The sequence below is a fragment of the Streptomyces sp. NPDC058239 genome (assembly GCF_042882185.1).
Lineage (GTDB): Bacteria > Actinomycetota > Actinomycetes > Streptomycetales > Streptomycetaceae > Streptomyces.
Genome location: NZ_JBHVWS010000063.1, coordinates 23238 through 48899 on the forward strand (window position 1 = coordinate 23238; position 25662 = coordinate 48899).

Annotated in this window: 23 protein-coding genes and 3 pseudogenes; 15 read left to right on the top strand and 11 right to left on the bottom strand. The window is 69.0% G+C overall.

Annotation, left to right across the window (positions count from 1 at the left end):
• The first annotated feature begins 71 nt into the window (after positions 1-71).
• On the top strand, positions 72-650 hold the full coding sequence (locus ACFVYE_RS40290; protein ID WP_383973279.1) for a MarR family winged helix-turn-helix transcriptional regulator: 579 nt from the start codon (positions 72-74) through the stop codon (positions 648-650).
• 84 nt (positions 651-734) lie between these two features.
• Positions 735-1859 carry an XdhC family protein gene (locus ACFVYE_RS40295; protein ID WP_383973278.1) on the top strand — a complete coding sequence of 375 codons (1125 nt, stop codon included), beginning with the start codon at positions 735-737 and terminating at the stop codon, positions 1857-1859.
• Positions 1860-1931: 72 nt separating this feature from the next.
• Here ACFVYE_RS40295 and ACFVYE_RS40300 read toward each other — a convergent pair whose 3' ends face one another.
• From ACFVYE_RS40300 to ACFVYE_RS40330, 7 genes are all read right to left on the bottom strand, one after another.
• Positions 1932-2927, bottom strand: a complete 996-nt coding sequence (locus ACFVYE_RS40300; RefSeq protein WP_383975212.1) for an oligopeptide/dipeptide ABC transporter ATP-binding protein — start codon at positions 2925-2927, stop codon at positions 1932-1934.
• Positions 2924-3952 carry an ABC transporter ATP-binding protein gene (locus ACFVYE_RS40305; protein ID WP_383975214.1) on the bottom strand — a complete coding sequence of 343 codons (1029 nt, stop codon included), beginning with the start codon at positions 3950-3952 and terminating at the stop codon, positions 2924-2926. Before ACFVYE_RS40305 ends, ACFVYE_RS40300 begins: the two co-directional genes overlap by 4 nt.
• Positions 3949-4884, bottom strand: coding sequence for an ABC transporter permease (locus ACFVYE_RS40310; RefSeq protein ID WP_383975217.1), 936 nt, complete (start codon positions 4882-4884; stop codon positions 3949-3951). Before ACFVYE_RS40310 ends, ACFVYE_RS40305 begins: the two co-directional genes overlap by 4 nt.
• Positions 4881-5963: an ABC transporter permease gene (locus ACFVYE_RS40315; RefSeq protein ID WP_383975220.1), complete on the bottom strand. Its 1083-nt coding sequence runs from the start codon at positions 5961-5963 to the stop codon at positions 4881-4883. The genes ACFVYE_RS40310 and ACFVYE_RS40315 overlap by 4 nt, the downstream gene beginning before the upstream one ends.
• 142 nt (positions 5964-6105) lie before the next feature.
• On the bottom strand, positions 6106-7974 hold the full coding sequence (locus ACFVYE_RS40320; RefSeq protein ID WP_383975223.1) for an ABC transporter substrate-binding protein: 1869 nt from the start codon (positions 7972-7974) through the stop codon (positions 6106-6108).
• 197 nt (positions 7975-8171) lie between these two features.
• Complete coding sequence (locus ACFVYE_RS40325) at positions 8172-10916, bottom strand: SCO5717 family growth-regulating ATPase (RefSeq protein ID WP_389608615.1); 2745 nt, start codon at positions 10914-10916, stop codon at positions 8172-8174.
• Positions 10917-11245: 329 nt separating this feature from the next.
• Positions 11246-11479 (bottom strand): DUF397 domain-containing protein, encoded by a 234-nt coding sequence (locus ACFVYE_RS40330; RefSeq protein ID WP_383975227.1) that lies wholly within the window; start codon positions 11477-11479, stop codon positions 11246-11248.
• A gap of 199 nt (positions 11480-11678) precedes the next feature.
• Between ACFVYE_RS40330 and ACFVYE_RS40335 the strand changes: the two genes are divergently transcribed.
• The 3 genes and pseudogenes from ACFVYE_RS40335 to ACFVYE_RS40345 form a co-directional block, all read left to right on the top strand.
• Complete coding sequence (locus tag ACFVYE_RS40335; RefSeq protein ID WP_389608616.1) at positions 11679-11831, top strand: hypothetical protein; 153 nt, start codon at positions 11679-11681, stop codon at positions 11829-11831.
• A gap of 8 nt (positions 11832-11839) precedes the next feature.
• Positions 11840-12319, top strand: a complete 480-nt coding sequence (locus tag ACFVYE_RS40340; RefSeq protein ID WP_383975230.1) for a hypothetical protein — start codon at positions 11840-11842, stop codon at positions 12317-12319.
• A gap of 129 nt (positions 12320-12448) precedes the next feature.
• A pseudogene (locus ACFVYE_RS40345) lies at positions 12449-12595 on the top strand (hypothetical protein); the annotation flags it as partial.
• On the opposite strand, the gene ACFVYE_RS40350 reads toward ACFVYE_RS40345, so the two are convergent.
• Entirely contained in the window at positions 12572-12862 is a 291-nt protein-coding gene (locus ACFVYE_RS40350) for a hypothetical protein (RefSeq protein WP_389608619.1), read from the bottom strand. The pseudogene ACFVYE_RS40345 and the gene ACFVYE_RS40350 overlap by 24 nt on opposite strands.
• Positions 12863-13685: 823 nt before the next feature.
• Here ACFVYE_RS40350 and ACFVYE_RS40355 point away from each other — a divergent pair.
• Positions 13686-13949, top strand: a complete 264-nt coding sequence (locus ACFVYE_RS40355; RefSeq protein WP_389608618.1) for a transposase — start codon at positions 13686-13688, stop codon at positions 13947-13949.
• A gap of 45 nt (positions 13950-13994) precedes the next feature.
• Here the strand turns inward: ACFVYE_RS40355 and ACFVYE_RS40360 are convergent.
• Positions 13995-14420, bottom strand: a pseudogene (locus ACFVYE_RS40360) (hypothetical protein); the annotation flags it as partial.
• Between ACFVYE_RS40360 and ACFVYE_RS40365 the strand changes: the two are divergent.
• The 6 genes and pseudogenes from ACFVYE_RS40365 to ACFVYE_RS40390 all read left to right on the top strand — a co-directional run.
• Positions 14417-14866, top strand: a pseudogene (locus ACFVYE_RS40365) (hypothetical protein); the annotation flags it as partial. The pseudogenes ACFVYE_RS40360 and ACFVYE_RS40365 overlap by 4 nt on opposite strands.
• A gap of 274 nt (positions 14867-15140) precedes the next feature.
• On the top strand, positions 15141-15431 hold the full coding sequence (gene rpsO, locus ACFVYE_RS40370; RefSeq protein ID WP_003965855.1) for a 30S ribosomal protein S15: 291 nt from the start codon (positions 15141-15143) through the stop codon (positions 15429-15431).
• Between the two features lie 332 nt (positions 15432-15763).
• Positions 15764-17977 carry a polyribonucleotide nucleotidyltransferase gene (locus tag ACFVYE_RS40375; protein WP_383975235.1) on the top strand — a complete coding sequence of 738 codons (2214 nt, stop codon included), beginning with the start codon at positions 15764-15766 and terminating at the stop codon, positions 17975-17977.
• Positions 17974-19353: a M16 family metallopeptidase gene (locus tag ACFVYE_RS40380; protein WP_389608617.1), complete on the top strand. Its 1380-nt coding sequence runs from the start codon at positions 17974-17976 to the stop codon at positions 19351-19353. Before ACFVYE_RS40375 ends, ACFVYE_RS40380 begins: the two co-directional genes overlap by 4 nt.
• 24 nt (positions 19354-19377) lie before the next feature.
• Positions 19378-20130 carry a 4-hydroxy-tetrahydrodipicolinate reductase gene (gene dapB / locus ACFVYE_RS40385; RefSeq protein WP_382908727.1) on the top strand — a complete coding sequence of 251 codons (753 nt, stop codon included), beginning with the start codon at positions 19378-19380 and terminating at the stop codon, positions 20128-20130.
• A gap of 12 nt (positions 20131-20142) precedes the next feature.
• Complete coding sequence (locus ACFVYE_RS40390) at positions 20143-20601, top strand: hypothetical protein (RefSeq protein ID WP_383978001.1); 459 nt, start codon at positions 20143-20145, stop codon at positions 20599-20601.
• Positions 20602-20711: 110 nt separating this feature from the next.
• Here ACFVYE_RS40390 and ACFVYE_RS40395 read toward each other — a convergent pair whose 3' ends face one another.
• Both ACFVYE_RS40395 and ACFVYE_RS40400 read right to left on the bottom strand, forming a co-directional pair.
• On the bottom strand, positions 20712-21263 hold the full coding sequence (locus tag ACFVYE_RS40395; protein ID WP_383978004.1) for a hypothetical protein: 552 nt from the start codon (positions 21261-21263) through the stop codon (positions 20712-20714).
• A 94-nt stretch (positions 21264-21357) separates the two neighbouring features.
• Positions 21358-21597 (bottom strand): hypothetical protein, encoded by a 240-nt coding sequence (locus ACFVYE_RS40400; protein WP_383978006.1) that lies wholly within the window; start codon positions 21595-21597, stop codon positions 21358-21360.
• Between the two features lie 186 nt (positions 21598-21783).
• Here ACFVYE_RS40400 and thyX point away from each other — a divergent pair, with 186 nt between their 5' ends.
• The 3 genes from thyX (at position 21784) to ACFVYE_RS40415 (ending at position 25388) form a co-directional block, all read left to right on the top strand.
• Entirely contained in the window at positions 21784-22521 is a 738-nt protein-coding gene (gene thyX / locus ACFVYE_RS40405) for an FAD-dependent thymidylate synthase (protein WP_351084661.1), read from the top strand.
• A gap of 152 nt (positions 22522-22673) precedes the next feature.
• Positions 22674-23573: a 4-hydroxy-tetrahydrodipicolinate synthase gene (dapA, locus tag ACFVYE_RS40410; protein ID WP_383978009.1), complete on the top strand. Its 900-nt coding sequence runs from the start codon at positions 22674-22676 to the stop codon at positions 23571-23573.
• A 129-nt stretch (positions 23574-23702) separates the two neighbouring features.
• Positions 23703-25388, top strand: coding sequence for a ribonuclease J (locus ACFVYE_RS40415; protein WP_383978012.1), 1686 nt, complete (start codon positions 23703-23705; stop codon positions 25386-25388).
• The last annotated feature ends 274 nt before the right edge of the window (positions 25389-25662 follow it).

Genomic DNA, 25662 nt, shown 5'->3' on the forward strand with positions numbered 1-25662 from the left:
GACCGCACCGTCCGCGGCACTCCAGGAAGGAGGCGCGAGGTCCCGGCGCCGACGCCGCCCTCCCACCGCACATGACTCGTAGAGCCGCCGGCCGCCCCGACGCGGTCGACCTCATCCTGGAGCAGTGGAAGCGGGAGCTGCCCGAGCTCGACGCCTCCCCGATGGCGGTGCTCGGCCGGCTCCACCGCAGCTTTCTGCGCTACCAGGGCCTGCTGTCCGACCTCTTCGACTGCTTCGACCTGAACATGGCGGCCTTCGACGTACTCGCGGCTCTGCGCAGGTCAGGGCCTCCCTACCGGCAGACGGCCGGCGAACTCGCCGATATCGCCCTGGTCACCACCGGCGGCATCACCCTGCGGCTGGACCGTCTGGAGAAGGCCGGCCTGGTGACACGTGAACGCGATCCCGACGACCGCCGCGTGGTGCACGCACGGCTCACCGAGCGGGGGATCGAGATCGCCGATGTGGTCGCCGTCGCGCACTTCGCCAACGAACAGCGGATGCTGGCCGAGTTGAGCGAAAGCGAGCGCCGCCAGCTCGGTCGGCTGCTCGGAAAGCTGGAACGCTCCCTGGAAACGGCCGAACAGACCCCGCCCGACCCCGAGGCGCTCACAGCGGCCACACGGAAGGACCGCACCCGAAGCGCCTAGCGGTCAGTATCTGACTACTAAAGCATCGTTTATGGTGAGGCCGCATCGAGCCGGACCGCATCCGGCCGGGAGGAGGTCCGTGCCGTGCGTGAACTGCTGTCGGAGCTGCGTGCCTGGCACGACACCGGCACCCCCTTCGCCCTGGCGACCGTCGTCTCCGTACGCGGCAGCGCCCCGCGCGCACCCGGCGCCATGATGGCCGTGACCGAGTACGGCGCGGTGGCGGGCAGCGTCTCCGGAGGCTGCGTCGAGGGCGCGGTGTACGAGGTGGCGGGCGAGGTCCTCGCCACCGGGAGCCCTCAGCTGCAGACGTACGGGATCAGCGACGACGAGGCGTTCGGCGTGGGCCTGACGTGCGGCGGCACGATCGAGGTGTTCGTCAGGTCCTTCGCGTCGGCGGCCGACCGGGCGCTGCTGCGGGAGGCCGTCGACAGCATCGGCAGGGGCGAGCCCGTCGCCGTCGCCACCGTCATCTCGGGCGAGGCTGAGCCCGGCGCCTGTCTGGTCGTCCGGGCACGGACCACGCAGGGAACGCTCGGCGACGAAGGGCTCGACTCGGCCGTCACCGACGACGCCCGGGGACTGCTCGCTCAGGGTGCGACCGGCGCCCTGCGGTACGGGGCGCACGGCGAGCGCCGGATGCAGGAGGTGTCCGTCTTCGTCCAGACGTACGCGCCACCGCCCCGGATGCTCGTCTTCGGCGCCATCGACCATGCGGCCGCCACCGCACGCATGGGTTCCTTCCTCGGATACCGGGTCACCGTCTGCGATGCCCGCCCGGCCTTCGCGACCCGGGAACGCTTCCCCACCGCCGACGAGGTGATCTGCGCCTGGCCGCACACCTATCTGGGGGCGACGGACATCGACGAGCGGACGGTCATCTGCGTACTGACACACGATCCCAAGTTCGATGTTCCGCTGCTGGTGGCCGCATTGCGCACACCTGCCGCGTACATCGGGGTCATGGGCAGCCGGCGCACCCACCTGGACCGGGCCGCGCGGCTGCGGGAGGCCGGGGTCGACGCGGCCGAACTGGCGCGGCTCGCCTCGCCCGTCGGGCTGGACCTCGGTGCGCGCACACCGGAGGAGACCGCCGTCTCGATCGCCGCGGAGATCATCCAGAACCGGTGGGGCGGGACAGGCAGGCCGCTCGGCGAGCTGACCGGGGCGATCCACGGCCGGGCAACCGGCAGCCCGCCCGGCGACTGACGGCACGGTGTCCGCCGCACGAGCAGGGGCCCGTCCGGGGGTGAACCGCCGGACGGGCCCCAGTCCACCCCGCTACGCCCGCACCTTCGCGGCCGCGCCCGCCCAGTGGCACGCCACCTGTGTCCGCCCGCCGCCCGCGAGCACCGGCAGGTCCTTCGTACGGCACGCGTCCGCGACACCCGCCCGCTCGGCCTCGCCCGAGGCCAGCACCTGGCAGCGGGCATGGAACCGGCACCCGGACGGCACCCTGGACGGGTCCGGCGGCTCACCGGTCAGAATCACCGGATCGCCCACGGCCTCCGGCAGCACCGACAACAGTGCCTGGGTGTACGGGTGCTGCGGAGCCGTCAGGATCTGCTCCACCTCGCCCGTCTCCACGATCCGCCCGAGGTACATCACCGCGACCCGGTCGGCGATGTTCCACGCCAGGCCGAGGTCGTGCGTGACCACCAGGGCGGACAGACCCAGTTCGTCCCGCAGCCGCAGCAGCAGGGCCAGGATCTCGCCGCGCACCGAAGCGTCCAGCGAGGCCACCGGCTCGTCGGCCACGATCAGTTCCGGCTCCAGCACGAGCGCGCCCGCGATCACGACCCGCTGGCGCTGACCGCCCGACAGCTCGTGCGGATAGCGCAGGAAGAACCGCTCGGGAGGCCGCAGCCCCGCCCGCGACAGCGCCTCGGCCACCGCCGCCCGCTCGTCACCCGCGTACCCGTGGATCCGCAGACCCTCGGCGACGGCGTCGTACACCGTGTGCCTCGGGTTGAGCGAACCGCTGGGGTCCTGGAGCACCAGCTGGACCCGCTTGCGGTACGCCTTCAGCGCCCTGCTCGCATAGTCGAGCGGCTGCCCGCCGAAGGTCACCTGCCCGGACGTCGGCGGGACGAGGCCCAGCAGCGAACGCGCCAGCGTCGTCTTGCCGCAGCCCGACTCGCCGACCAGGGCGACGATTTCGCCGGGCCGGATGTCCAGGTCGACGCTGTCCACGGCACGCGCCGGGGCAGCCCCGCGCCGGCCCGGGAAGGTGACCTGCAGCCCCTGGGCGCTGAGCAGGGGAGTGGTGGTGGTCATGATGTGCTCCTTGCTTCCTCGGCACCCGGCCGGGCCAAGGCCGCGGCCGCCCCCGGCTCCACCAGCACACAGGCGACCCGCCGCTGTGGCCCCGCGTCCCGCAGCTCCTGGTCCCGCGTCGTGCAGGAGTCCAGGGCCACCGGGCAGCGCGGATGGAAGGTGCAGCCGCCGGGCAGCGCCGACGGGTCCGGCGGATCGCCGGGCAGCCCGCGGGGCGCGAACCGGGAGGCCGGGTCGCCGATGCGCGGAAAGGCGCCGGACAGGGCTTTGCCGTATGGGTGGTGCGCGTTCTCGTAGACCTCGGACGCCGGGCCCTCCTCCACGACCCGGCCCGCGTACATCACCGCGAGCCGGTCGCAGGTGTCCGAGAGCACCGCGAGGTCATGGCTGATCATGATCAGGCCGAGGTCCTGCTCGGACACCAACTGCTCGATCAGCCGCAGGATCTGGGCCTGGATCATCACATCGAGAGCCGTGGTCGGCTCGTCCGCGATGATCAGGCCCGGATCGCAGGCAAGCGCCATCGCGATCATCACGCGCTGCCGCTGCCCGCCGGAGAGCTCGTGCGGATAGGCGTTCGCGCGGGCGGCCGGCAGCCCCACCTGTTCCAGGAGTTCGCCGGCCCTCTTCGCCGCCCCGGCCTGCGTCGCCTTCTTGTGCAGCAGGATCGGCTCGGCGATCTGCTCCCCGATGCGGTGCACCGCGTTGAGCGAGTGCATCGCGCCCTGGAACACGATCGAGGCCCCCGCCCAGCGCACCGCCCTGACCTGGCCCCACTTCATGGTGAGGACGTCCTCGCCGTTCAGCAGGATCTCGCCGGATACCTTCGTCCCGGCGGGCAGCAGCCGCAGCAGCGCGAGCGCCAGCGTCGACTTCCCGCAGCCGGACTCACCGGCGATGCCGAGCTTCTGCCCCGAGTCGACGGTGAGGTTCACGCCACGGACGGCCTGCGCTCCACCGGCGTACGTCACCGTGAGGTCCCGTACGTCGAGAAGCGGCGTCTTCCGGATGCTCGTCGTACTCAACGGGCCACCCCCAGCTTGGGATTGAGGACGGACTCGATGGCGCGGCCGCACAGCGTGAACGACAGGGCCACCACGGCGATGGCGATCCCGGGCGGTGCCAGATACCACCAGTCGCCCGCGCTCACCGCGCCCGCCTCGCGGGCGTCCTGGAGCATGCCGCCCCAGGAGGTGGTGGTCGGGTCGCTCAGGCCGAGGAAGGCCAGTGTGGCCTCGGTGAGGATCGCGCTGGAGATCACCAGTGTGGTCTGCGCGAGTACCAGCGGCATCACGTTCGGCAGCACGTGCCGGACCATGATGTGCCCGTGGCCGCCGCCCAGGGCGCGGGCGCGCTCGATGTACGGGCGGGACTCCACGGCAAGGGTCTGGGCACGGACCAGCCGGGCCGTGGTCGGCCAGGTCGTGACGCCGATCGCGATGATGACCGTCCACATCGAGCGGTCCATCACGGTGGCGAGCGCGATCGCGAGGACCAGGGTCGGCATCACCAGGAACCAGTCGGTGACCCGCATCAGGACCGTCGAGTACCAGCCGTGGAAGTGCCCCGCGACGATGCCGACGACCGTGCCGATGGCGACGCACAGGAACGCCGCGAGCAGACCGACCGTCAACGAGACCCGGGCGCCCCACACCAGCAGGGCCAGCACACTGCGTCCGAACTGGTCCGTGCCGAGCGGGAATTCACCGCTCGGCGACTCCAGCGCACCTCCCGGCGCGCCGGTGACGCTCTGCGAGTCGACGCCGACGAGCTGCGGCGCGAACAGGGCGATCAGTGCGATCAGGGCGAGCGCGGCCAGACCCCACAGTCCGCTCCTGTGGCTGCGGTACTCCCGCCAGAAGCGGGCGACGGACCGGCGCTTGCGCGCCCGGGCCAGAGCGCGCGGGTTCTCGGCCGCTTCGGCCTTCGTGGGCGTGGGCATGGATTCGGTCGTCATCGGCCCACCCGGGGATCGAGCAGCGGATACAGCACATCGGCAAGTGTGTTCGCCAGGATCACCGCAGTGGCGAAGACGAAGAACAGCCCCTGTACGAGGGGGAGATCGGGCACGCTGAGTCCCTGGTAGAAGAGACCGCCGAGGCCGGGCCAGGAGAAGACCGTCTCGACCAGGATCTGCCCGGCGACCACATGCCCCAGGTTCACGAACATCAGCGTGAACGTCGGCAGCATCGCGTTCGGTACGGCGTGCTTGCGGCGTACGACATCGTCCCGCAGCCCCTTCGCGCGGGCCGTCGTCAGATAGTCGCTGCCCATCTCGTCGAGCAGCGAGGAGCGCATCACCAGAAGCGTCTGCGCATACCCGACCGCGACCAGCGTGATGACCGGGAGGACCAGGTGGTGCGCCACATCGAGGATGTACGCGAACCCGCTCTCGCCGCCCGATTCCATACCGCCCGTCGGGAACATCCCGGGGATCGGACCGATGCCCACCGAGAAGACGATGATCAGGAGCAGGCCCAGCCAGAACGACGGCACCGAGAAGAGCGTGAGAGCGAACGCGGTGTTGAAGCGGTCGCTCATGGAGCCGTTGCGCCAGGCGGTACGGGTGCCGAGCCAGATGCCGAGCGCGGTGTAGAGGACGTACGACGTGCCGGTGAGAAGCAGGGTTGCGGGGAGTGCCTCGGTGATCTTGTCGATGACGGGCGCGTGGAACTGGAACGAGGTGCCGAAGTCGCCCGTGAGGGCGTCGCCGACGTACGTGGTGAACTGCCGCCACATCGGCTGGTCGAGGCCGAACTGATGCCGGAGCGACTGGAGCTGTTCGGCGGAGACGGGGCGGCCGCCCGTCATCTGCTTCACCGGATCGCTGGGAATGAGCCGGAACAGGAAGAAGCTGGTGACCAGGACCGCGAACAGGGAGACGGCCGCTCCCGCGATCTTGGCCGCCACGTACTGGAGATAGGCCTTGGTGTTACGCGCCCGTGGACCGTGGGCGGCCGACGGGCCGGCCTGAGCCGGGCCTTCGGTGTCCGCATCCGCGATCTGCACGAGCGCCGGAGTGCTTTCAGCTGTCATGGGGAACTCTCGTTACTCGTGCTGCACTGAGACCGACCGGCAATTGGGGGCCTCATACCCCCATTTGCCGGTCGGTCCTGGAGAAGACCCGCGGGGCGGCTTCGCGCCGCCCCGGCCCGCCCCTCTCAAGCGGTCCGCGTGATTACTCGCGGTCGTCCGCGGTGGTGCGGCGGCGCATCGCGAAGAACAGACCGCCACCGGCGAGCACCACGACCACCACGATGATGCCGATGACGACTCCGGTGGAGCTGGACCCGCCGGAGCTGTCCGAACTGCTGCTGCCCGCCGGAACGGCCGACCACCAGCTCCAGTACCCGTCCTGGCCGTAGATGTTGCCTGCCGCCGCGGGCATGGTCGTGATCGACTTGATCTGGTCGGTGCGGTACGCCTCGACCGCGTTCGGGTAGGCGATGATGTTCATGTACCCGGAGTCGTACATCCACGACTGCATCTGCTTGACGATGTCGGCGCGCTTGGCCGGGTCGTACTCGGCGAGTTGCTTCTTGTAGAGCTCGTCGTACGTCTTGTCGCAGATGAAGTTGTCGGTGGCGGCGCTGTCCTTGGCCTTGACCGGCAGGGCGTCGCAGGTGTGGATGCCGAGGACGAAGTCCGGGTCCGGGTTGACGGACCAGCCGTCGAAGGCGAGGTCGTACTCACCGGCGTACCAGGGCACCGAGACGTCGTCGAGGCAGTCGACCTTGAGACCGACGCCGAGCTTGCCCCACCACTCCTTGAGGTACTTGCCGATCGCCTTGTCGTTCGGGTCCGTGGCGTGGCAAAGGATGCGCAGGTCGAGCGGCTTGCCGTCCTTGCCGACGCGCTGGTCGCCCTTGAGTTTGTAGCCCGCCTCGTCGAGGAGCTTGGCCGCCTTGGCCGGGTCGTAGGCGAGGCTCTGGTCGGCGGACGGCTGCCAGTGGTACGCGGAGAAGCGCGGCGGGATGTAGCCCTGGCCCTCGACGGCGTGGCCCTGGAAGACCTTGTCGATGATGGTCTTGCGGTCGATCGACAGGAAGAGGGCCTGGCGCACCTTCTGGTCGAGAAGGGCCTTGTTGCCGTTGCCGAACTTCTTGCGGCCCTTGGTCTGCGCGCCCGGGTTGGTGGCCAGCGCGAAGAAGCGGCGGCCGGGGCCCTCGTTGACCTTGATGTTCTTCTCGCCCTTGAGGGACGCGGCCTGAGCGGGCGTCAGCGCGGGGGAGCCGGCGACGAAGGAGACCTCGCCCTTGCGCAGAGCGGCGACCGCGGCGTCCTGGTCCTTGTACGTCTTGAAGACGACCTCGTCGAACTTCGGTGCACCGCGCCAGAAGTTCTTGTTGGCCTTGAGCTTCACATACTGGTCGACCTTGTAGTCCGTCAGGATGAACGGCCCGTTGCCGACGATCGGGAACTTCGTGTCGTTGTTGAATTTGGAGAAGTCACCGACCTTCTCCCAGACGTGCTTCGGGACTATCGGCACGTCGAGCGCGGCCATGGTGGCCTGCGGCTCCTTGAGCTCGATGACCAGCTGCGTGGGGCTCGGGGCCGTCACCTTCTTGAAGTTCGCGACAAAGTTGCCGTTGGCCTGCGCGGCGCTCTCGTCGGTCATGATCTTGTTGAACGTCCACGCCGCGTCCTCGGCGGTGGCCTGCCGGCCGTCCGACCACTTGGAGTCCGACCGGATGGTGTACGTCCAGGTCAGCTTGTCCGCGGACGGCTCCCACTTGGTGGCGAGGCCGGGGACCGCGTGGTTGTCCTTGGGGTCGTAGTTCGTCAGGAAGTCGTACATCAGCCGGCTGATGCTCGTGCTCATCAGCCGCTGAGCGAGGAACGGGCTCAGGGAGTCGACGCTCTGTGCGACGGCGACGGTCAGCGTCGACTTGCCGCTGTCGGCGGCCTGTGCCTGCGGCGCGGCACCGAGGGGCACGCCCGGAACGATGGATCCGGCGGCCAGCGCCAGAGCAGCGGCCCCGGAGGCCAGGAGGACACGCAGGCGTGAGCGTGGCTGGGCAGAGGGTGGTGGAACTCTTTCGACCATGGTCGGTGACCTCGCGTCATGACTCGCACGGAGAAGGCGGGTTGATCTGTGGTTCGCCAGCTGGTGAAGCGAAGGTTTATCAGCGGGGGTCGAGCCGCGTCAACGGTCACCGAAACGGCGTGTGGTCTGCGGGAATGTGCAGAGGGCCCGCACCGTGGAGACGGTGCGGGCCCTCATTGGTTTAGACCTCTGTTGCCTTACTGCTGAGGCGCTGGCGGCGGCTGCTGCGGCCAACCCGCGGGCGGTACGGGACCCTGCAGTTCGGGCGGGATCGGCTGTCCGGGTTGACCCGGCTGACCCGGCTGACCGGGCTGCTGCTGGTGAGGCGGCGGCGGTCCGGCCGGGCTCGCCGCGGACTGGGCCTGGGAGGGCAACGACTGCTGCCAGCCGTTCTGTTGCACTCCGGGGCCGGGGTGCGGGGGGTACGGCTGCGGGGGCTGCTGCCCGCCGTACGGCTGTTGCTGCGGCGGGTACGGCTGCTGCGGCTGCTGCGGGGCGTACTGCTGCTGGCCGGGCATCGGCGGGGCGTACTGCGGGGGCGGGTTGGAGCCGTGCGACGTCCAGAGCCCCTGCTGCTGCTGGGCGCGCGAGAAGTCCTCGGCGACCATCGCGGAGAGATTGAAGTACGCCTCACGGGTCTTGGGCCGCATCATGTCGAGGTCGACCTCCGCACCGGCCGACAGATGCTCGTCGAACGGCACGACGACCACGCCGCGGCAGCGCGTCTCGAAGTGCTGCACGATGTCATCGACCTTGATCATCTTTCCGGTCTCGCGGACACCGGAGATGACGGTGATGGAGCGCTGCACGAGATCCGCGTACCCGTGCGCCGACAGCCAGTCCAGTGTGGTGGACGCACTGGACGCACCGTCGACCGACGGCGTCGAGATGATGATCAGCTGGTCGGCGAGGTCCAGCACTCCGCGCATCGCGCTGTAGAGCAGACCGGTGCCCGAGTCGGTGAGGATGATCGGGTACTGCTTGCCCAGCACATCGATCGCGCGCCGGTAGTCCTCGTCGTTGAACGTCGTGGAGACCGCCGGGTCCACATCGTTGGCGATGATCTCCAGGCCGGAGGGCGCCTGCGAGGTGAAGCGGCGGATGTCCATGTACGAGTTGAGGTACGGGATCGCCTGGACCAGGTCACGGATGGTGGCCCCGGTCTCCCGGCGCACCCGGCGGCCGAGCGTGCCCGCGTCCGGGTTGGCGTCGATGGCGAGGATCTTGTCCTGCCGCTCGGTGGCCAGGGTCGAGCCGAGGGCGGTGGTCGTCGTGGTCTTGCCGACGCCGCCCTTGAGACTGATGACCGCGATCCGGTAGCAGGACAGCACGGGCGTACGGATCAGGTCGAGCTTGCGCTGTCGCTCGGCCTCCTCCTTCTTGCCACCCAGCTTGAAACGGGCCGCGCTGGACGGCGTACGGCTGCTCTTCGCCTTCTGCTTGTTCCGGAGCAGCCGGTCGGAGGAGAGCTCCACGGCCGCCGTGTACCCGAGCGGGGCGCCGGGCACGGAGCGCTCGCGCTGGTCGTGGGTGACCGGGGTCGGCCAGGCGGTGCCGGTCCGCGGGTCGACGGGCTGTCCCTGCGGCGGCTGCTGCTGCGGGTGGGTCGGCTGCTGGTGCGCGGGCGGCTGCGGGGCGACCTGCGCGGGCAGATTGGGCGCGCCCTGGACCGGCTGCTGGGTCGCCTGGGGGACCTGCGGCGGCAGCGGCACGCCCTGCTGCGCGGGCCACTGGGGTGTCTGGGGTGCCTGCGGCGGATGGGGTGCGTAGGGCGCCTGAGGAGACTGCGGGAATCCGTAACCGCCCTGGACAGGTGCCTGCGATGGCTGGGGCGCCTGAGGAGGCTGTGGGAACCCGTAACCGCCCTGTACAGGTGCCTGCTGCGCGGGGGGAGCGGGCTGCTGCGGGAATCCGTGACCGCCCTGCGGCGGCTGCGGTGCCTGTGGTGGCTGAGGCGCTCCGGCATGCGGGAATCCGTAGCCGTCAGGTGCCTGGTCGGCCGGAGTCCGGGCGGGCCACTGCGGGGCCGGCTGGGGCGCGGAGGGCTGCGGCGTGGCGGGCTGGAAGGCGGGTGGCAGCGGCGGCAGACCGCCCTGCGGCGGCGCCGGGGTCCAGGGGGTCGGCACGGCGGGCGCCGGGGCGTCCTGCGACGTGTTGGGGGGCGGTACGTCCTGGGGTGCCGCGTCCGTGACGGCGTCCGAGGGCGCGGCGCCCTCCGGTCCGTCGGCAGCACCGCTCGTGGCGTCGCCCGGAGTCCCGGCAGGCGCCTCTGCATCGGCGCCGGAATCCGCGGCGACAGCGCCGTCCGGCTCATCAGCGGAGTCCGTCGCCTGCGCGGAACCGGAACTGGGGGCCTCGCCCTCGTCCGCACCGGCCCCCACGGAACCGGATCCCGAAACCGAGCCGTCCCCGTCCGCGTTCCTCGACGCCTCCTCGCGCTCCGCGATCTCCCGCTTCAGCGCGGCCGGTGAGAACCGCATGGTCGCGCCGCTCTCCACATCACCGCCCCCGAACGGGTCCGTCATCCCGTCGGGAGCCCCTGCCCCTGCCCCTGCCCCCTCCGAAGGAGAAGGAGCGGAGTCCCCCGCCGCGGAATGAACAGGAGCCGGAGCCGGAGCCGGGTCCGGTGCGGGAGCCGGTGCCGGAATCGGAGCTGGTGCCGGAGCGGGTGCGGGTGCGGGCGGCGCCGGGGCCCAGTTGGGGTCGAAACCGCCCCCGGCCGGCGGCGCGGGCACGGACACAGGCGCCCCGTTGGGCGGCGGAGGCGGCGCCAGATGCGATCCGGCACCGCCCGACGAGTCCCCCGGCGCGTTCTGCGTGTACCAGGCGGGCGGGGTGTAGTCGATGGTGAACTCACCCGTCATCTCGGCGGGCTCCGCGTCGGACGACTCGTCGACGGGCAGGTTCCAGCCCCCGCGGATCTCGTCCCGATCGCCGTTCACTTTGCCTCCTGGTGTGGTCGAGCACCCTTGTGCCGTGGTGGGTGGGGGCGACCGTTCCCGTTGTCTGATCCGCCCGGCTCTCCCCCTTGGGACGCGCATCGCCTGCCCGCAGGTTCTTCTGCTGCGCCCCGACCCACCCTAATCGTCATCGGGCTCACTGCGGCAGGCCGTACCGCACGGCAGAAACTGTCCAGTAGGTCATGCACAGCCCTCAAGTGCCCCGAGTACGGCAGAGCACACAGACCGAAGCGGTCAATTCGATACATATCCAGGCGCGATGAAAGGGTGGCCGCCGTGTTCGGACAGCCACCCTTTCGCCTGACCGTTGTCTACGTGAGGTCGAACTCACCGTCCCGTGCGCCCAGTACGAAGGCGCGCCACTCGGCCTCCGTGTACCGCAACACGGTCTCCGGGTCCAGTGACGAGCGCATGGCGACCGCACCGCCCGGCAGATACGCGATCTCGACCCGTTCCTCGACGCTCTCGGTCCCCGGTGCGCTCAGCCACTCCACATCCGAGATGTCGAGAGCGTAGAGCTCTTCCTTTTCCTGCTGGGTGCCCATGTCGGCGTCCCTTCGATCGAACCGTGTCGTTCCCCGGCCATCCTCCCCGGAAGCGGCAGGCCCAGGGTCGCGAACGAAACAGTATTCAGCGGATTCTCGCGATGAACCCCGGGGGCCCGGGAGGAATCGCATCCTTGGTGGGTGGCGCGGAGCGCCGCAGTGTCGTGCCTGCGGGCGCGAGTGACCACATGGCCGCCTGGTGGTGCGGGTCAAGCTGCTGCCGACGCCCATGCAGGCGTCGGCGCTTGAGGCGACCCTGACCGCCTGCAACGAGGCCGCGACCCGGGCCGCACAGGTGGCGTTCGACGAGGGCGTGCACAAGAACCTGCCGCTGCTCAGGCTGACCTACTAGGAGATCAAGTGCCGGTGGGGCTCGGGGCGCAGGCCGCCCGGCATGCGGCCAAGAAGACCTGCGACGCCTACACCACCCTGGTTGCGAATCTACGTAACGGCCGTTACGGCAGGTCCGGGTCGAAGCGCCATGCCCGGGCTTCGGACAAGCCGGTCGCCTTCCGACCCCAAGCGGCGCAGCCGTACGACGACCGGATGCTGTCCTGGCAGCACGCGCGGCGCACGGTGTCGCTCTGGACCACCGGCGGCAGCATGAAGAACGTGGCCTTCACCGGACAGGCACAAGAGTTGGAGGTCCTGGCCCGGAACTGGCAGGGCGAGTCCGACCTGCTGTGTGAGGGCGGGCAGTGGTATCTGCTCGCGACCTGCGAGATCCCCGAGGCCGTGCCGAACGCGCACCCGGCCGTGTTCATCGGTGTGGACCTCGGGACCGTGAACATCGCCCCCACGAGTGACGGCGTCAAATACTCCGGGCGCCGGGTCAATTGAAGGCGGGCCAACGACCGGAAGTTGAGCTCCAAGCTGCAGAAGAGGGCACAAAGTCCGCTCCACTCCTGGCCGTTCGCGCAGCTCGGAGTGTTCATCGGTTACAAGGCCAAGAGGGCCGGGGTGCCGGTGGTGTATGTCGATCCGGCGTACATCAGCCAGGAGTGCTCGCGCTGTCATCATGTCGAACGCGGCAACCGGTCCTCTGACCAGGTGCGGGCCCGTATGGACTGGAAGTTCCTCCTCGGCCTGGAGCTAGATGACCCGGGGTTCGATTTCTCCGTCCTGAGTGACTTCCGCACCCGACTGATCGGGCACGGACTGGAGGAGCGCGTCCTGGACCTGGTCCTGGCCAGGTGCTCCGAGTTCGGACTGCTGCGCGCGGGCGGTCGGCAGTGCACCGACTCCACCCATGTCCTGGCCGCGGTGCGGACGCTGAACCGGATGGAGTTCGTCGGCGAGACCCTGCGCGCGGCGCTGGAAGCCCTGGCCGCAACCGCCCCGGCATGGCTGTCGTCCCCGGTCACCGCCGACTGGGTCAAACACTACGGTGCCAGGATCGACTCCTACCGTGCCCCCAGAGGCGACAACGTGCGCCAGGAGTGGGCCGAGCAGGTTGGCCGCGACGGCTTCACGATCCTTGAGGCCATCCACGCGCCCGGGGCCCCGTGCTGGCTGCGGGAGGTCCCGGCCGTCCAGGTACTGCGCCGGGCCTGGGCGGAGCAGTACCACCGCGACGGCGAGGGGGTGCGCTGGCGGGAGGGCAAGGACCTCCCGCCAGACAGATTCAGGCTCTCCTCGCCCTACGACACCGACGCCCGTTACGGGACCAAGCGGGGCTCTGGCCGGTGCGGCTACAAGACCCACCTGAGCGAGACCTGCGACCCGGACGCCCCACACTTGATCACCCACGTGGCCACCACCGACGCTACGGTCACAGACACCGAGATGACCGAGATCATCCACCAGGGCCTGGCAGAACGGGAGTTGACGCCAGACGAGCACGATGTGGACGCCGGCTATGTCACGGCCGCACGCATCGTCACCGCACGCGACGAGCACGGCATCGACCTGCTGGGACCGGTCGGCCTGGACACCCACCACGGCGAGCCGGACGGCGATGCCCCGGATCTCTCCCGGAGCGCTTTCGCCGTCGACTGGGGCCGGCGCAGGGTGACCTGCCCACGCGGCGCGGTCAGCATCAGCTGGTCCGGCCAGGTCAAATCCAGCGCCACCCCGATCACCCGGGTCCAGTTCGCCGCCACCGACTGCCGTCCCTTTACTTCTTCGGTCGGCCTACACCCGGGCCTCCGAGAAGGGCCGCTACGGACGCAGTCTGACGCTGCTCAACCGCGAGCAGCAAGAAACTCTGGACCAGCGCCGCCAGGAACAGCAGACCGAACAGTGGAAGAAGCGGTACGACATCCGGGCAGGCGTCGAAGGCACCATCTCGCAAGCCGTCCGCCGCACCGGCATCCGCCGCACCCGCTACACCGGACTACCCAAAACGCACCTCGGCAACGTCCTCGCCGCCATCGCGATCAACATCATCCGCCTCGACGCCTGGCTCACCGGCACCCCGCTCGGCACGACCAGAACCTCCCACATGGCCCGCCTCGAACTCACCGCTTGAATCCGCAGACACACAACCGGTTTGCGGATTTCCCAACGAAGTCCTTCAGTCCCGGCTCGTTGACTCCATCCGGCGAGCAGCGCCCAGCAGGCCGCTCTCGATATCCGTCGCACTGGTCATCACCCAGTGGCGCTTGCGGCCCGCCACCCAGAGCGTGACACCGTCCGCCAGGGTGGGCAGGGCCTCGCTCTCGGCCCGCGCGAGCCCCAGGATCCGGCCGATCTGGTCCGCCTCGGCGGGCGATACCCGCTGGATACCCACGAGTGTCGACGCCCGCATCAACCGGGGCGCCACAGGGCTCGGACAGGGCAGCAGCGTCAACACCGACTGCCATGGCGAGGACACCACCCGGCCGCGGGGCGGGCGCATGCCACAGTCGCGCACCACCACCGGGCTGCCCACGGTCGCTCCGGTCGGCGGAACCCGGCCCACGTCATGGAGGGAGACGCACTCAAGACCGGCACCCGCTCGCGCTCGCCTGCGTACGTGCGCGCGTGTACGACGACCGGGGATCGTCCACGGCTCTGGGGATCGGCGCACTCGCGAACGCGGCGGTCGCCGGTGCCGGGCTGCTGCCGCTCGGCGAGGGCCAGGGCATCGGCAGGCTCCAGTTCCTGCTCGCCGCCCCCGGCGGGGACGGCCTCGGCCTGTCCCTCGATCCGCCGATCGAAATGCTGCGCGGGGCCGCCGCGGGGGACAGCCTCGCGCTCGACATCCGTACGATCTGGCTCACCGCGGCCGTCGCGGGCGGCGCCGCCCTGATCACTGCCATTGGGCTGATCGTGCCGCGCAAGGGAGTCACTCCGTTCTGGGGGCGCTTCCTGGAGATCGCCGAAGCGTGTGTGCTCCTGACGCCGATGCCCTTGTGCCTCGCCATTTTCGATCTTTACCACTCGATCCGCGCCCTCACCAGCTGACCCTGCGGGCCCGGACGAACCCGGCCCGGCCGGGCAAGGCCGAGCCCGTCCAGCGATTGAGGGCAAGCTGCTGCCGGCCGCCCCCGGCCCACCACACCCTCGGCCGAACCGGCTGCGCCGGACTGGTACGCTGTGTGACGGCCGTTTGTGTACGCGCTCCCGGATCATCCTGGGAGCTGCGCTCATCGGACCTTCGCCCCCGAGTAACGGAAGATCCCCTGAGATCAAGACCAGGGGCACTCGTGGACGCATCGAACATCAAAGAGGAGTACGCGTGCCGCTCGACGCCGCTACGAAGAAGCAGATCATGTCCGAGTTCGCCCAGAAGGAGGGCGACACCGGTTCCCCCGAGGTCCAGGTCGCGATGCTCTCCCGTCGCATCTCGGATCTGACGGAGCACCTCAAGACGCACAAGCACGACCACCACTCCCGCCGTGGTCTGCTGATCCTGGTCGGCCAGCGCCGCCGCCTTCTGCAGTACCTGGCCAAGAAGGACATCCAGCGCTTCCGTGCCCTGGTCGACCGCCTCGGCATCCGCCGCGGTGCGGCCGGCGGCGCCAAGTAATACGCCGTGAAGGGAGCGGTTCCCACGACTGAGGGGGCCGCTCCCTTTGTTGTACGTACGGTTGTGCGTACGTATGCATGTACGGGATGTGGCGGGCCTGCCCGCACGACCGGATGCCAAGCTGAGCCGAATCTCAGTAACCTGGTCGCAGAACGTCCCACAGACGAGCGAGAAGAAGACTCCCCGCCGCCGGTCCTCGGTAGTGGCCCCCGGACACAGCAACCCGGGTGCTTCGATCGAAGACCGGCCCGCCGATGGAGGGCTTCTCCGCAACCGTCCCCCGCCACACGGGCGTGGGGGCGAGAAGACGATATGTATCGGAGAAAACGCTAGTGGAGAACGAGACCCACTACGCCGAGGCCGTTATCGACAACGGAACCTTCGGCACCCGCACCATCCGCTTCGAGACGGGCCGCCTGGCCAAGCAGGCCGCCGGCTCCGCCGTTGCGTACCTGGACGACGACACCATGGTGCTGTCGGCCACCACGGCTTCCAAGAAGCCCAAGGACCAGCTCGACTTCTTCCCCCTCACGGTGGACGTCGAGGAGCGGCAGTACGCCGCAGGCAAGATCCCCGGCTCCTTCTTCCGTCGTGAGGGCCGGCCCTCCGAGGACGCGATCCTCACCTGCCGCCTGATCGACCGCCCGCTGCGCCCCTCCTTCAAGAAGGGCCTGCGCAACGAGATCCAGATCGTCGAGACGATCATGGCGCTCAACCCCGACCACCTGTACGACGTGGTCGCGATCAACGCCGCCTCCTGCTCCACGCAGCTGGCCGGCCTGCCCTTCTCCGGCCCGGTCGGCGGCACCCGTGTCGCCCTGATCAAGGGCCAGTGGGTCGCCTTCCCGACGCACACCGAGCTCGAGGACGCCGTCTTCGACATGGTCGTCGCCGGTCGCGTCCTGGAGGACGGCGACGTCGCGATCATGATGGTCGAGGCCGAGGCCACCGAGAAGACCATCCAGCTCGTCAAGGACGGCGCCGAGGCCCCGACCGAAGAGGTCGTTGCCGCCGGTCTCGAGGCTGCGAAGCCCTTCATCAAGGTCCTCTGCAAGGCCCAGTCGGACCTCGCCGCCAAGGCTGCCAAGCCCACCGGCGACTTCCCGGTCTTCCTGGACTACCAGGACGACGTCTTCGAGGCGCTCGCCGCCGCCGTCACGTCCGAGCTGGCCCAGGCGCTGACCATCGCCGGCAAGCAGGACCGCGAGGCCGAGCTGGACCGCGTCAAGGAGATCGCCGCCGAGAAGCTTCTCCCGGCCTTCGAAGGCCGCGAGAAGGAGATCTCCGCCGCGTACCGTTCGCTGACCAAGAAGCTGGTCCGCGAGCGCGTCATCAAGGACAAGGTCCGCATCGACGGCCGTGGCGTCACGGACATCCGTACGCTCGCCGCCGAGGTCGAGGCCATCCCGCGCGTGCACGGCTCGGCGCTGTTCGAGCGTGGCGAGACCCAGATCCTGGGCGTCACCACCCTCAACATGCTCCGCATGGAGCAGCAGCTGGACACCCTCTCCCCGGTGACCCGCAAGCGCTACATGCACAACTACAACTTCCCGCCGTACTCCGTCGGTGAGACCGGCCGCGTGGGCTCGCCCAAGCGCCGCGAGATCGGCCACGGCGCGCTCGCCGAGCGCGCCATCGTGCCGGTGCTGCCGACGCGCGAGGAGTTCCCCTACGCGATCCGCCAGGTCTCCGAGGCGCTGGGCTCCAACGGCTCGACGTCCATGGGCTCGGTCTGCGCCTCCACCATGTCGCTGCTGAACGCCGGTGTGCCGCTCAAGGCCGCTGTCGCCGGTATCGCCATGGGCCTGATCTCCCAGGAGATCGACGGCAAGACCCACTACGTCGCCCTCACCGACATCCTCGGTGCGGAGGACGCCTTCGGCGACATGGACTTCAAGGTCGCCGGCACGAAGCAGTTCGTCACCGCGCTCCAGCTCGACACCAAGCTCGACGGCATCCCCGCCTCGGTCCTGGCCGCCGCGCTGAAGCAGGCCCGCGACGCCCGCCTCCACATCCTCGATGTGATGAACGAGGCCATCGACGTCCCGGACGAGATGTCCCCGAACGCCCCCCGGATCATCACCGTCAAGATCCCGGTGGACAAGATCGGTGAGGTCATCGGCCCCAAGGGCAAGATGATCAACCAGATCCAGGAGGACACCGGCGCCGACATCACGATCGAGGACGACGGCACCATCTACATCGGTGCCGCCGACGGACCGGCCGCCGAGGCCGCCCGCGCCACGATCAACTCGATCGCCAACCCGACCATGCCGGAGGTCGGCGAGCGCTACCTGGGTACGGTCGTCAAGACCACCACCTTCGGTGCGTTCGTCTCGCTCATGCCGGGCAAGGACGGCCTGCTGCACATCTCGCAGATCCGCAAGCTCGCCGGTGGCAAGCGCGTGGAGAACGTCGAGGACGTGGTTGCGGTCGGAGCCAAGGTCCAGGTCGAGATCGCCGAGATCGACTCCCGCGGCAAGCTCTCCCTCATCCCCGTGATCGAGGGCGAAGAGGACGAGAAGAAGGACGACGCCGCCAAGTGACGTCCCGTAGTTCCGTGACGACGGCCCGCACCTCCTCGGAGGCGCGGGCCGACGCCCGTACCCAAACGCTTCTCAAGGGCACCAACGGCATCGGTACGGTCCGCCGCACCGTCCTTCCCGGCGGTCTCCGGGTCGTCACCGAGACCCTGCCCTCCGTCCGCTCCGCCACCTTCGGGATCTGGGCCAACGTCGGATCACGCGATGAGACCCCCACCCTGAACGGTGCGACGCACTACCTCGAACACCTCCTCTTCAAGGGCACCGCCAAGCGCAGTGCCCTCGACATCTCAGCCGCCATCGACGCGGTCGGCGGCGAGATGAACGCCTTCACGGCGAAGGAGTACACCTGCTACTACGCGCGGGTCCTCGACACCGACCTGCCGCTGGCCATCGACGTCGTCTGCGACATGCTGACCGGCTCACTCATCACCGCCGAGGACGTCGACGCCGAGCGCGGCGTCATCCTCGAAGAGATCGCGATGACCGAGGACGACCCGGGCGACTGCGTGCACGACCTGTTCGCGCACACACTGCTCGGCGACACCCCTCTCGGCCGCCCGGTCCTCGGCACCGTCGACACCATCAACGCGCTCGACCGCGGCCGGATCGCCCGCTTCTACAAGAAGCACTACGACCCCACGCACCTGGTCGTCGCCGCCGCGGGCAACATCGACCACGCCACGGTCGTACGCCAGGTCCGCAAGGCCTTCGAGCGCGCGGGCGCCCTGTCCCGCACCGAAGCCGTCCCGGTCGCGCCGCGCCAGGGCTCCCGCACCCTGCGCACCGCAGGCCGCGTCGAGCTGCTGAACCGCAGGACCGAGCAGGCCCATGTCGTTCTCGGCGTGCCCGGCCTGGCCCGCACCGACGACCGCCGCTGGGCGCTCGGCGTACTCAACACCGCCCTCGGCGGTGGCATGAGCTCCCGCCTCTTCCAGGAGGTACGGGAGAAGCGCGGCCTCGCCTACAGCGTCTACTCGTACACCTCGGGCTTCGCCGACTGCGGACTCTTCGGCGTGTACGCGGGCTGTCGTCCCAGCCAGGTCCACGACGTCCTCAAGATCTGCCGCGACGAACTCGACCGGGTAGCGTCCGAAGGGCTGAGCGACGAGGAGATCGGCCGCGCCATCGGGCAGCTCTCCGGCTCCACGGTCCTCGGCCTGGAGGACACCGGCGCGCTGATGAACCGTATCGGCAAGAGCGAACTGTGCTGGGGCGACCAGATGTCGGTCGACGACATGCTGGCCCGGATAGCGCAGGTCACCCCCGATGACGTCCGCGCGGTGGCGGGCGAGGTCCTCGGACACCGCCCCTCGCTCTCCGTCATCGGCCCGCTCAAGGACAAGCAGGCCGACCGCCTCGACGAAGCGGTCTCCTAACTCCACCCGTAAGGAAGCAGAGCAATGAGCAAGCTGCGCGTGGCCGTTCTCGGCGCCAAGGGCCGCATCGGATCCGAGGCGGTACGAGCCGTCGAGGCGGCCGACGACATGGAGCTGGTGGCCGCCCTGGGGCGTGGCGACAAGCTGGAGACCCTCGCGGAGTCCGGCGTCCAGGTCGTCGTCGAGCTCACCACCCCCGCGTCGGTGATGGGCAATCTCGACTTCTGTATCCGGCACGGCATCCACGCCGTCGTCGGTACGACGGGCTGGTCCGACGAACGGCTCGCGCAGCTGAACACCTGGCTCTCCGGCTCCCCGGAGACCGGTGTGCTCATCGCGCCGAACTTCTCCATCGGCGCCGTCCTCACGATGAAGTTCGCGGAGCAGGCCGCCCGCTACTTCGAGTCCGTCGAGGTCGTCGAACTGCACCACCCCAACAAGGCCGACGCGCCCTCGGGCACCGCCACCCGCACTGCCCAGCTGATCGCAGAGGCCCGGAGGAAGGCCGGCTGCGCCCCGCAGCCGGACGCCACCACCACGGCCCTGGACGGCGCCCGCGGCGCGGACGTGGACGGAGTCCCGGTCCACGCGATCCGGCTCCGAGGTCTCCTGGCCCACCAGGAAGTGCTGCTCGGCGGTGAGGGCGAGACGCTCACCATCCGCCACGACTCCCTGCATCACAGCAGCTTCATGCCGGGCATCCTGCTCGGCACACGCCGCGTGGTGACCACTCCCGGCCTCACGTTCGGCCTGGAACACTTCCTCGACCTGAACTGACTGAGCCCTGCCATGCGCGCAAAGATCACTTACTTCGTCACCGCCGCCGTCCTGGTCTTCTACTTCGCACTGGTCGGCAGCCGTGGTGTCCTGCTCATCCAGCACGGCACGCTGCTGACAGTCACCTTCGGGGTCGCGGTGCTGATCCTGCCGGTGATCGGGATCTGGTTCCTCTGGAAGAACACCCAGTTCGTGGCGCGGGCCAACGCGCTGGCGGCGGAACTGGACGCGGAGGGCGGCCTGCCGGTCGACGAGCTGGTCCGCACCCCGTCCGGCCGCATCGACCGCGCCTCGGCCGACGTCGTGTTCGCACGCCGCCGCGAGGAGACCGAGGACTCGCCGGACGACTGGCGCTGCTGGTTCCGCCTGGCCGTCGCCTACCAGGACGCCAGGGACACCCCCCGCGCCCGAAAGGCCATGCAGCGCGCCATCGCCCTGCATACGAAGCCCACCCGGCCCAGCACGCCCTGACCCGGGCAGACGGGCTGTCCGACCGAATCATCGAGCCCGTCCGGCCGGATCAAGCCAGTCCGGCGCCTGAGGACAAAACGGCTACCCGGCGGCCCGGGCAGCCGGACGCCTCAGCCCCGCCGATACTCGTCCCCCCACGCCTCGACAGCGTCGGCAGCACGGTCGAACGCCTCACCCCGCGCCAGGAAATCCGCATTGCTGTCGGTGAACAGGGGCTGAATCGCCTCGCCCCCCTGACGTACGACGATCAACGCCTGCCCCTGCACCGTGCGCGGAAACCCGAGCCACTTCACCGGCTGCTGCACCGTACGGACGGCCGCGATGCGGTTCCACGGCACGGTCGTCGTCGTGAAGAAGCCGACCCGGCGCACGCCGTGACGGCTCACCCAGGCGCCGACCCGCAGCAGCCGCAGGGCGCAGCCGATGACCACGACGGCGAGCGCCAGACATACGGCGGCACCCGGCACCGCCCCGGCGAACGCGATGATCATCCCCGCGAGCAGAATGAATGACGCGAGCAGCAGCAGGGAGGCCGCAGCCGCGACCCGCCAGGGTCCTGGGCGGTACGGACGCCGCCAGCTGTCGTGGTCGTCGAACGGCAGCGCGATGTCCTCAGCGCTCGCGTCAAACGCGCGGTCGGCCGTCAGAAAGGGCAGGGGCACGACTGATCCTCACTCACAAGCACGCTCGATTGCTGTGCCCGGTGAGGCTACCGAGGAGGCCACTGACCAGACCACCCCAGGGGGCCCGTAGGAGTCAGCGCCCGTGGGCAGCTTCGGTCTGCTGGGCGTGCGACGGCCCCTGGGCGGGGCTCAGGGCGGGCAGGCCGAGGATCAGCGACCCGACGAGACCTGCGACGACCGTCAGCCCGACAAGGGAACGGCCGGCCAGCTGGGAGACGGTGGTGCGCTCCCGCGGGGGCGGGGTGACGTTACTGCGGAATCGGTCGGCCTCGGCTACGAACGAGAACGGGACGGATTCACGCCGGCGGAACATGAGGAAGCTCTCCTTGAACTCTGTTACGGATGCTGCTATCGGGTCAGACGTATGGCAGACCCGTTCGGTGCCCCGAATCGCCGAATTCGTCGAAGAAATCCCTGCACGACCCTTCCGGCCCTCGTTGTCAGCGGCGGCCCGTAGAGTGGGCGCCGCCCGAGCGACGCAATTGGAAGGACCCCGCCGGTGACCGAGACCCCCGAGCCCGCAAAGCCCAGCTTCCGCAGTGATGTCACCGTTGACCTGGTGAAACACGCCGCAGGCGACTCCGACGTCCTGTTCGCGGCCCGTGTCTCCACGGCCGGTGAGCAGTCTCTGGAGGAGGTCACCAAGGACCCTGAGCGCTCCAAGGGGCTCATCAACTTTCTGATGCGTGACCGGCATGGCAGCCCGTTCGAGCACAACTCGATGACCTTCTTCATCAGCGCCCCGATCTTCGTGTTCCGCGAGTTCATGCGCCACCGCGTCGGCTGGTCGTACAACGAGGAATCGGGCCGCTACAGGGAGCTGGAACCGGTCTTCTACGTTCCGGGGGAGTCCCGCAAGCTCGTCCAGCAGGGCCGCCCCGGCAAGTACGAATTCGTCGAGGGCACCCAGGCCCAGCAGGAGCTCACCGGCCGCATCATGGAGGACTCCTACCGCCAGGCGTACGAGGCGTACCAGGAGATGCTCGCCGCAGGAGTGGCCCGTGAGGTCGCCCGCGCGGTACTCCCCGTCGGCCTGTTCTCCTCGATGTACGCCACATGCAACGCCCGCTCGCTGATGCACTTCCTCGGCCTGCGCACCCAGCACGAGCTGGCGAAGGTGCCGTCCTTCCCGCAGCGGGAAATCGAGATGGTCGGCCAGCAAATGGAGGAGCACTGGGCCCGGCTCATGCCGCTCACCCATGCAGCCTTCAACAAGAACGGACGTGTAGCCCCGTAAGCGGTGTCCGTATTGCGGCGTTTCGTGAAGTTCATCTAGGCTGATCAAACGGACCCGGCACTGCTTGAACCCCCGAGCAGGCAGTGCCGGGCTCCTACTGTGTGTCCCCCCGAGGGGGCATTGGGCGCTGAGCAACGAGTAGCGTGTTACCCATGGCTCCGATCTCCACTCCGCAGACCCCCTTCGGGCGGGTCCTCACCGCTATGGTCACGCCCTTCACGGCGGACGGTGCACTCGACCTCGACGGTGCCCAGCGGCTCGCCGCCCACCTGGTGGACGCAGGCAATGACGGCCTGATCGTCAACGGCACCACCGGCGAGTCCCCGACCACCAGCGACGCGGAGAAAGACCAGCTCGTAAGGGCCGTACTGGAAGCAGTGGGAGACAGAGCCCACGTCGTCGCCGGCATCGGCACCAACGACACCCGCCACAGCATCGAGCTCGCCCGCACGGCCGAACGCTCCGGTGCCCACGGCCTCCTCGCGGTGACGCCGTACTACAACAAGCCGCCGCAGGAAGGCATCCTCCGCCACTTCACGGCCATTGCCGACGCCACCGGTCTGCCGGTGATGCTCTACGACATTCCGGGCCGCAGCGGTGTGCCGATCGACACAGAGACGCTGGTGCGGCTCGCCGAGCACCCGCGCATCGTCGCCAACAAGGACGCCAAGGGCGACCTCGGCCGCGCCAGCTGGGCCATCGCCCGGTCCGGCCTCGCCTGGTACTCCGGCGACGACATGCTGAACCTGCCGCTCCTCTCGGTCGGGGCCATCGGATTCGTCTCTGTCGTCGGCCATGTCGTCACCCCCGACCTGCGTGCCCTCATCGAGGCGTACCTCGGCGGCGACGTCCAGAAGGCCACGGAGATCCACCAGAAGCTCCTGCCGGTCTTCACCGGCATGTTCCGTACCCAGGGCGTCATCACCACCAAGGCCGCGTTGGCCCTCCAGGGCCTCCCCGCAGGCCCTCTGCGCCTTCCCCTGGTGGAACTCACCGCACAGGAAACGGCGCAGCTCAAGATCGATCTCGCCGCCGGTGGGGTAGAGCTGTAACCACAGACTTCACAACTGAATAAGCGAAGAACGCTCACAAGAGCGACAAAACAGACAACAGTAAGTGCACGAATGACATGCGCGCCACGTGCCCAAGCGGTACGTGGCGCGCGTGGTAAGGAGAGTCTTTTGAGTCATCCGCATCCCGAACTCGGCACCCCGCCGAAGCTCCCGAAGGGCGGCCTCCGGGTCACCCCGCTCGGTGGCCTCGGCGAAATCGGCCGCAACATGACGGTCTTCGAGTACGGCGGCCGCCTGCTCATCGTCGACTGCGGAGTTCTCTTCCCGGAGGAAGAGCAGCCCGGAATCGACCTGATCCTGCCGGATTTCACCACGATCCGGGACCGTCTCGACGACATCGAGGGCATCGTCCTCACGCACGGCCACGAGGACCACATCGGTGGTGTCCCGTATCTGCTGCGTCTGAAGCCGGACATCCCCCTCATCGGCTCCAAGCTGACCCTCGCGCTGATCGAGGCGAAGCTACAGGAGCACCGCATCCGCCCGTACACCCTTGAAGTCGCGGAGGGCCAGCGCGAGCGCATCGGCGTCTTCGACTGCGAGTTCATCGCGGTCAACCACTCCATCCCGGACGCTCTCGCGGTCGCCATCCGCACGCCTGCGGGCATGGCCGTCGCGACCGGTGACTTCAAGATGGACCAGCTTCCGCTGGACGGCCGGCTCACCGACCTGCACGCGTTCGCCCGGCTGAGCGAGGAAGGCATCGACCTTCTCCTCTCCGACTCGACCAATGCGGAGGTCCCCGGCTTCGTACCGCCCGAGCGGGACATCTCCAACGTTCTGCGCACGGTCTTCGCCAACGCCCAGAAGCGCATCATCGTCGCGAGCTTCGCCAGCCATGTGCACCGCATCCAGCAGATCCTCGACGCGGCACACGAATACGGCCGCAGGGTCGCCTTCGTCGGACGCTCGATGGTCCGCAACATGGGCATCGCCCGTGATCTCGGCTATCTGAAGGTGCCCGCGGGCCTGGTGGTCGACGTCAAGACCCTCGACGACCTGCCGGACGACGAGGTCGTGCTGGTCTGCACGGGATCCCAGGGCGAGCCGATGGCCGCACTGTCCCGTATGGCCAACCGCGACCACCAGATCCGCATCGTCCAGGGCGACACGGTGATCCTGGCGTCGTCCCTGATCCCGGGCAACGAGAACGCGGTGTACCGCGTGATCAACGGCCTGACCCGCTGGGGCGCCAACGTCGTCCACAAGGGCAACGCCAAGGTCCATGTCTCGGGCCATGCTTCGGCCGGCGAGCTGCTGTACTTCTACAACATCTGCAAGCCGAAGAACCTGATGCCGGTCCACGGCGAATGGCGCCACCTCAGGGCCAACGCCGAACTGGGCGCCCTCACCGGTGTACCCAAGGACCACATCGTCATCGCCGAAGACGGCGTGGTCGTCGACCTCATCGACGGCAAGGCCAAGATCGTCGGCAAGGTCCAGGCGGGCTACGTATACGTCGACGGCCTCTCGGTCGGCGATGTCACCGAGACCTCCCTCAAGGACCGCCGCATCCTCGGCGACGAGGGCATCATTTCGGTCTTCATCGTGGTCGACAGCACTTCCGGCAAGATCACGGGCGGTCCCTACATCCAGGCCCGTGGCTCCGGTATCGACGACTCGGCATTCAACGCCGTAGTACCGAAGATCGAGGAAGCGCTCAACAAGTCCGCCCAGGACGGCGTGATGGAGCCCCACCAGCTCCAGCAGCTCGTCCGCCGCTCGGTGGGCAAGTGGGTCTCCGACACCTACCGCCGGCGCCCGATGATCCTTCCCGTCGTCGTCGAGGTCTGACCCCGACAGACGCGAACTCCGGAGCGGGGCCCCCGATTTGCATCGGGGCGCCCCGCTCCAGTACGTTTACGGCTCCGCCTGACCGGGAAGCACCGCGCACGCTCATGTGCAGTGGGCGCCCCGAGCGGGGCGGGAATTCCGACTCAGAACTTCTGATAAAGTCGGATCCGCCGAAAGGCAAGGCCACTCCAAAGGCCACCGGAATTCAAATTCGGACCGGAAACGGAACGAAAAAGAATCTGGTAAGGTTGGAACCGCCGGAAAGGGAAACGCG

What these genes read in the sequence shown, in the direction of transcription:
- ACFVYE_RS40400 (WP_383978006.1), bottom strand. Translation starts at nt 21,597, where the DNA reads ATGTTCCGCCGGCGTGAATCCGTCCCGTTCTCGTTCGTAGCCGAGGCC.
- ACFVYE_RS40330 (WP_383975227.1), bottom strand. Translation starts at nt 11,479, where the DNA reads ATGGGCACCCAGCAGGAAAAGGAAGAGCTCTACGCTCTCGACATCTCG.
- ACFVYE_RS40290 (WP_383973279.1), top strand. Translation starts at nt 72, where the DNA reads ATGACTCGTAGAGCCGCCGGCCGCCCCGACGCGGTCGACCTCATCCTG.
- ACFVYE_RS40320 (WP_383975223.1), bottom strand. Translation starts at nt 7,974, where the DNA reads ATGGTCGAAAGAGTTCCACCACCCTCTGCCCAGCCACGCTCACGCCTG.
- ACFVYE_RS40315 (WP_383975220.1), bottom strand. Translation starts at nt 5,963, where the DNA reads ATGACAGCTGAAAGCACTCCGGCGCTCGTGCAGATCGCGGATGCGGAC.
- ACFVYE_RS40390 (WP_383978001.1), top strand. Translation starts at nt 20,143, where the DNA reads ATGCGCGCAAAGATCACTTACTTCGTCACCGCCGCCGTCCTGGTCTTC.
- dapB (WP_382908727.1), top strand. Translation starts at nt 19,378, where the DNA reads ATGAGCAAGCTGCGCGTGGCCGTTCTCGGCGCCAAGGGCCGCATCGGA.
- ACFVYE_RS40310 (WP_383975217.1), bottom strand. Translation starts at nt 4,884, where the DNA reads ATGACGACCGAATCCATGCCCACGCCCACGAAGGCCGAAGCGGCCGAG.
- ACFVYE_RS40300 (WP_383975212.1), bottom strand. Translation starts at nt 2,927, where the DNA reads ATGACCACCACCACTCCCCTGCTCAGCGCCCAGGGGCTGCAGGTCACC.
- dapA (WP_383978009.1), top strand. Translation starts at nt 22,674, where the DNA reads ATGGCTCCGATCTCCACTCCGCAGACCCCCTTCGGGCGGGTCCTCACC.